4 protein-coding genes are annotated in these 6,079 nt (G+C 43.7%); all 4 read right to left on the bottom strand.

Annotated elements, in window-relative coordinates:
• Positions 1 to 715: 715 nt before the first annotated feature.
• On the bottom strand, positions 716 to 1,894 hold the full coding sequence (locus ON09_RS21860; protein ID WP_238533776.1) for a TolC family protein: 1,179 nt from the start codon (positions 1,892 to 1,894) through the stop codon (positions 716 to 718).
• Positions 1,860 to 2,150, bottom strand: a complete 291-nt coding sequence (locus tag ON09_RS26335; protein ID WP_238533775.1) for a hypothetical protein — start codon at positions 2,148 to 2,150, stop codon at positions 1,860 to 1,862. The genes ON09_RS21860 and ON09_RS26335 overlap by 35 nt, the downstream gene beginning before the upstream one ends.
• A complete protein-coding gene (locus ON09_RS21855) occupies positions 2,143 to 5,313 on the bottom strand; it encodes an efflux RND transporter permease subunit (protein WP_010603207.1) in 3,171 nt (1,056 codons plus the stop codon). The genes ON09_RS26335 and ON09_RS21855 overlap by 8 nt, the downstream gene beginning before the upstream one ends.
• A 24-nt stretch (positions 5,314 to 5,337) precedes the next feature.
• Positions 5,338 to 6,079, bottom strand: a 742-nt coding sequence (locus ON09_RS21850; protein WP_010603206.1) for an efflux RND transporter periplasmic adaptor subunit, incomplete at its 5' end; no start/stop codon positions are given.

Raw genomic sequence — 6,079 nt, 5'->3', positions numbered from 1 at the left:
GATGAGGCGTAGAAAAATACTATTTAGAAGTTAACACGATAACTTAATCAACCACCCCCCGCCCTCCTTCGAAAATAAGGAGGGGAGTTTGCCCCTCAAGTGTGCTAACCCTCCCCCTGCCCCCTCCAGAGGGGGATAGCGACCGCATTAAATTTCCGTATCCTTTGCAATGACGGCCCTGAAAAATGCACCCTGCTCCCCGGCATAGGAGATAATGGAGCGGGAAAAAAGTTAAAGCTTGTGCAAAAACTTTCAAACCACCACTATCCAAGGCAACGCATCCTTTCCGATTCTTCATCGGAACTTGTGTTGCCGAAATTAAAGCTTTGACGATTTTACCCGACATTAGATCCACGCCTTGATGTTATTAATATTTTGTTATTGTCATTTATAGGCATTAATGAGCTCGCCGAAAGGCTCGGTTTTGCTACTTTTCCATCAAGGGAAAAGTAGGAGGCCCGCCGCCGATGAGGCGTAGAAAAACTAATTAACACGATAACTTAATCAACCACCCCCGCCCCCTCCTTGAAGATAAGGAGGGGAGTTTGCCCCTCAAATGTGATAATACTGCCGCTCCGAAATGGGATAACAACCGTATTAAATCCCTAAACATTGTTTCACCGCGATATTTATTTTAAAGGAATTAAGATAACTTTATATCGGTAACAGGGCGGATGGAGGCTCTTATACCCTCTATCCGCCATAGCAAACACGATTAATTCCATCCCCCACCCAATGCATGATAAATATTCACCACCGCATTCAATTGCTGTTTTTTGGTTTCAATCAGTTCTAATTTAGATTGCAAAGCATCACGCTGTGTCATTAAAACCTCGAAATAATCTGCCCGGGCTGCCCGGAATAAATCATTTGAAATATCAATCGACTGCGTTAAAGCCGCTACCTGTTTCGATTTAAGCTCATAACTTTTTTGCAAATTACTGATGTTCGACAATTGATTAGCCACATCAATATAACCATTCAAAATACTGCGTTCATAATTGTAAACGGCCTGCAACTGTTTCGCATTTGCCGCAGCATAAGAAGCTTTGATCGCATTGCGGTTAATCAGTGGACCAGCTAAGTCTGCAGCCAGGGAATACATGATCGATTCAGGTGTTCGAAGTAAATAAGATGGATTGAAAGCCTGGTAGCCAATATTTGCTGAAATCCCTAACGAAGGATAAAACTGAGCTTTTGCTACCTTCACATCCAGTTTCGAAGCGGCTAAATCGAGTTCTGCCTGTTTAATATCCGGGCGATTGGCCAATAATTGTGCGGGCAGGCCGGTCTGAACCGTTGGTGGAACCAGGTGATTAAAGGCATTGCGATCCCGAATGATCGGCTGTGGGAAACGACCCAGTAAAAAATTAATCTTGTTTTCCGTTTCCGTGATGTTTTGTTGAATATCAAATTCCAGACTTTTAGAACTTAAAACCTCCGCTTCAAATTTACGGACTGCCAATTCTGTAACCCGGGTAGCCTGTTTCTGAATTTTCATCAGCTCTAGTGCATTGCTTTGTAAAGCGATATTCTGTTTTACAATTTCCAGCTGGTTATCCTGCGCCAGCAGCTCGTAATAGGAATTGGCAATTTCTGCGATCAGATTGGTGACCACAAAGTTCTTACCTTCAACCGTGGAAAGGTAACGGGTCACCGCAGCTTGCCTGGCATTGCGAAGTTTATGCCAGATATCGGCCTCCCAGTTCGCCTGTAAGCCAAAAGCATAATCTGGCAGCACATCTGGAACACCTTTTCCAGGGGTAATTTCGGTTGAAGCATCACCGGCCCCTGCACTGGTATAGCGGCCTACCTTTTCGATGCCTGCACCTACGCGGTAACCAACCGTGGGTAAAAGTTCACCCTTTCTGGCTTTGATTTCGTTTTTGGTCAAGTTCAATCTCCTGCAAAGTGATATTGAGTTCCTGATTGTTTTTTAACGCCGTATCAATCAGGCTGATCAGATGAGGGTCGGTAAAAAAGCTACGCCATTGCACAGCACCGGTGTTGGTGGTGTCCGCAGTCTGGCCAAAACTTGCAGGAACGTTCTTATTTTCATTTCGTTGGGCAAATTCAGGCACTTTGCAGGCACTATATAAAGCGCACAGCACCGCCAAACCCACAATTTTATATCGATTAAACTTAAACATTGTCTTCTACTTCTTCAGTTAATGGATGTTCTTCTTCTATTTTGATGAGTTTGTGTTTGGCAGCGATGGTACCAAAGATGTAGTACAACCCTGGAATGATGACCACTCCGAATATCGTACCAAAAAGCATACCGCCCGCTGCAGCCGAACCAATGGTTCTGTTGCCGATTTTCCCCGGACCAGAAGCAATCATTAAAGGAATTAAACCTGCAATGAAAGCAAATGAGGTCATTAAAATCGGACGGAAACGCACCATCGCCCCTTCCATGGCAGATTTAACGATGCTTAAACCCTGGCTGTGCCTTTGTGCCGCAAACTCTACAATCAGCACGGCATTTTTACCCAGTAAACCAATCAGCATCACCATTGCTACCTGTGCATAAATGTTGTTTTCCAGACCCAGAATTTTCAGGAATAAAAAGGCCCCAAAAATCCCGGCAGGTAATGACAGAATAACCGAAAGTGGCAAAATAAAGCTTTCATATTGTGCGGCCAGCACCAGGTAAACAAATCCCAGACAAATCAAAAAGATATATATCGCACCATTTCCCCTGGATACCTGATCTTTGGAAATACCCGCCCAATCAATTCCGAAACCTCTCGGCAAGGTCTTCGCCGCAACTTCGGTAATGGCATTGATGGCTTCACCCGAACTATATCCCGGTGCACTTTGTCCGCTGATTTCCGAAGCGTTATACATGTTATGTCTTGTAATTTCTGATAAACCGTAAACCCTTTGCATTTTGATGAATGCCGAAAACGGCACCATTTCATCCCGGTCATTTTTAACTGAAAGTTTTAAAATATCTTCCGGCAACGCCCTGTACTGTGGTAAAGCCTGAACAATCACTTTATATTGTCGATCGTACTTGATAAAGCTGGTTTCGTAATTACTACCCACAAAGGTGGAAAGCGTGTTCATGGCATTATCGATACTTACGCCTTTTTGCTGGGCAATGTCATTGTCAACATTGAGCATGTATTGCGGAAAACTGGCACTGTAAAAGGTAAATACTGATGATAACTCCTTGCGTTTGTTCAGCGCTTTCACGAAATCATTGCCCACCGTTTCCATTTTTTTGTAATCGCCACTGCCCGCTTTATCCAGTAAGCGAAGTTCGAAACCGCCGGCCGCACCATAACCCGGAACCGCAGGTGGCTGGAAAAATTCGATGGTTGCCCCAGGGATATTCTTTGATTTCTCTTCCAGCTCTTCAATAATCTCGGCAGCCGAATGTTTACGCTCGCTCCAATCTTTTAAGTTGATTAAACAAGTACCGGAGTTAGAGCCTGTACCTTCAGTAAGAATTTCATAACCTGCCAATGAAGAAACAGATTTTACACCATCAATGTCTTCACACATTTTTTGCAGCTTCTCTGCAATCTGATCCGTACGCTCTAAAGTTGATCCCGGTGGGGTTTGAATAATGGCATAAACCATCCCCTGATCTTCATTGGGGATAAAACCTGAAGGAACACTGCTGCTCAAGCCCCACACACCTAAACAAAACGCAATCAGGATCCCAAAAGTGAATAATCGTCTGGTCACCACACGGGTTAATATCCATTCATATTTACCCGAAAGTTTGGCAAAACCACGGTTGAAACTATCCAGGAATCGATCAATGACGGATTTCTTTTGATGTGAACCATGATGATTTTTAAGCATGATGGCACAAAGGGCGGGTGTAAGTGTTAAAGCCACAATACCAGAAAGGATAATTGCCGTAGCCATGGTGATGGAAAACTGGCGATAAAAAATCCCTACCGGACCCGACATAAACGCCACCGGAATAAATACCGAAGCCATTAAAAAAGTAATCGCAATGATGGCGCCACCAATTTCTTTCATCGCCTGTTGCGTGGCTTTCAGAACCGACAAACGCCTGTCGAGTTCCATTTTAGCATGCACCGCCTCAATCACCACAATCGCATCGTCTACTACAACACCAATGGCCAGTACGAGGGCAAACAAGGTAATTAAGTTCAGCGTAATCCCGAAGAACTGCATGAATACAAACGTACCAATCAGTGAAACCGGAACAGCAATAGCGGGAATAAGCGTGGAACGCCAGTCGCCAAGAAATAAAAACACCACTAAACCCACTAGAATAAAAGCTTCAACAAGGGTGTGGATAACCTTTTCTATTGATGCATCAAGGAATTTAGAAACGTCATAACTGATTTCATAATCCAATCCCTTTGGAAAGGAGGTAGATTTAATCTCAGCCATTTTAGCTTTCACGTCTTTAATCACCTGACTGGCATTACTGCCGTAAGATTGTTTCAATACAATAGCTGCTGAAGCTTTTCCATTGAGGGTAGAATAAAGATTGTAAGCCGCTGCGCTAAAATCTACATCGGCTACATCTTTTAACCGAAGGAGTTCGCCCGCAGCATTGGCCCGCAGCACGATATTGCCGTATTGTTCTTTAGTATTGTAGCGACCAGAATATTTTAAAACATATTCAAAAGCCTGCGATCTTTTACCCGAACTTTCGCCCGTTTTACCTGGAGAGGCTTCCAAACTCTGCTCATCCAGGGCTTTCATCACTTCATCAACCGAGATTTTATAAGCCTGCATGCGGTCAGGTTTCAGCCAGATGCGCATCGCATAATCACGGTCGCCCAGGATATCAGCAAAACCAACCCCATCTACCCTTTTCAACTCCGATAATAAATTGATATCAGCGTAGTTATAGAGGAAATTCTGGTTCATCTTCGGATCCTTGCTATACAAATTAATGTACATCAGCATGCTCGATTCTTCACGTGTAATTTTAACACCCTCACGAACCACAAGTGGTGGAAGTTTATTGGTTACAGCCGCTACCCTGTTCTGAACATTCAGGGAAGCCTGATTGGGATCGGTACCCAAATTAAACACCACCTGGATGGAGGCTTCACCATCGTTACCGGCATCCGAAGCGATGTATTTCATTCCCGGTACGCCATTTAATGCCCGCTCCAGCGGAATGACCACCGATTTAATTAACAATTCGTTGTTAGCGCCAGGATACTCAGCCGTGATATTAACCTTGGGTGGCGAAATGGAAGGAAATTGTGTTACCGGAAGGAAGTTGATGGCTAAGACTCCGAGAAAAACAATTATAAGCGATATCACTATAGAAAGGACGGGCCTTTGTATAAACTTGCTAAACATAATATAAATATGAAAGTGCTGGGATTATTCTGTTTTCAGTCTCAATTGTTTTATTACTTCCTGTGGCTGCTGAAACTTGAAAGCGATTTTATCATCGTCTTTCACTTTCTGTACACCTTCAAGTAATATCTTATCGCCAGTGCTGAGACCATCACCTACGATATATAAATCCGGCAGGTCGCCAACAATGGTGATCGCCCTGGAATGCACTTTATGGTTTTTGTCAATCACGAAAACATAAGTTTTATCCTGAATATCGTAAGTGGCTTTCTGCGGAATAACCATCGCATTTTTCAAGGGAACAACCATTTGGATTTTACCGGTTTCACCATTGCGAAGCAGATTATCGGCATTGTTAAATCTTGCCCTGAAAGCGATGTTTCCCGTTTCGTTGTCAAACTCACTTTCAATAACCTCCACTTTCCCCTTCGTTTTAAGCAATTCGTTGTTCGCCAGAAGCAAACCCACTTCCTGTTGCCCTTTGGCTTTCGCAGCGCTTTGGTAATTCAAATACTCAGGCTCCGAAACGTTGAAGTAAGCAAAAACCTGGCTGTTATCAGAAAGGCTGGTGAGTAATGCGCCATCGTCAACCAAACTCCCCAACTTTAAAGGAATACGGTCGATGGTGCCCGCAAACGGCGCCCTGATTTCGGTATTGGAAAGATGGAATTTAGCCAGTGAAGTTTCGGCATTAGATGACTGCAGTTTAGCCCTGGCCAGCGCCAGTTCATTTTTAGATACGATATTTTTATCAGATAATAATTTC

This window comes from Pedobacter agri PB92 (genome assembly GCF_000258495.1).
GTDB lineage: Bacteria > Bacteroidota > Bacteroidia > Sphingobacteriales > Sphingobacteriaceae > Pedobacter > Pedobacter agri.
Note: the sequence above shows the minus strand (reverse complement) of the source record. Positions and strands in the feature narration are given on the sequence as shown.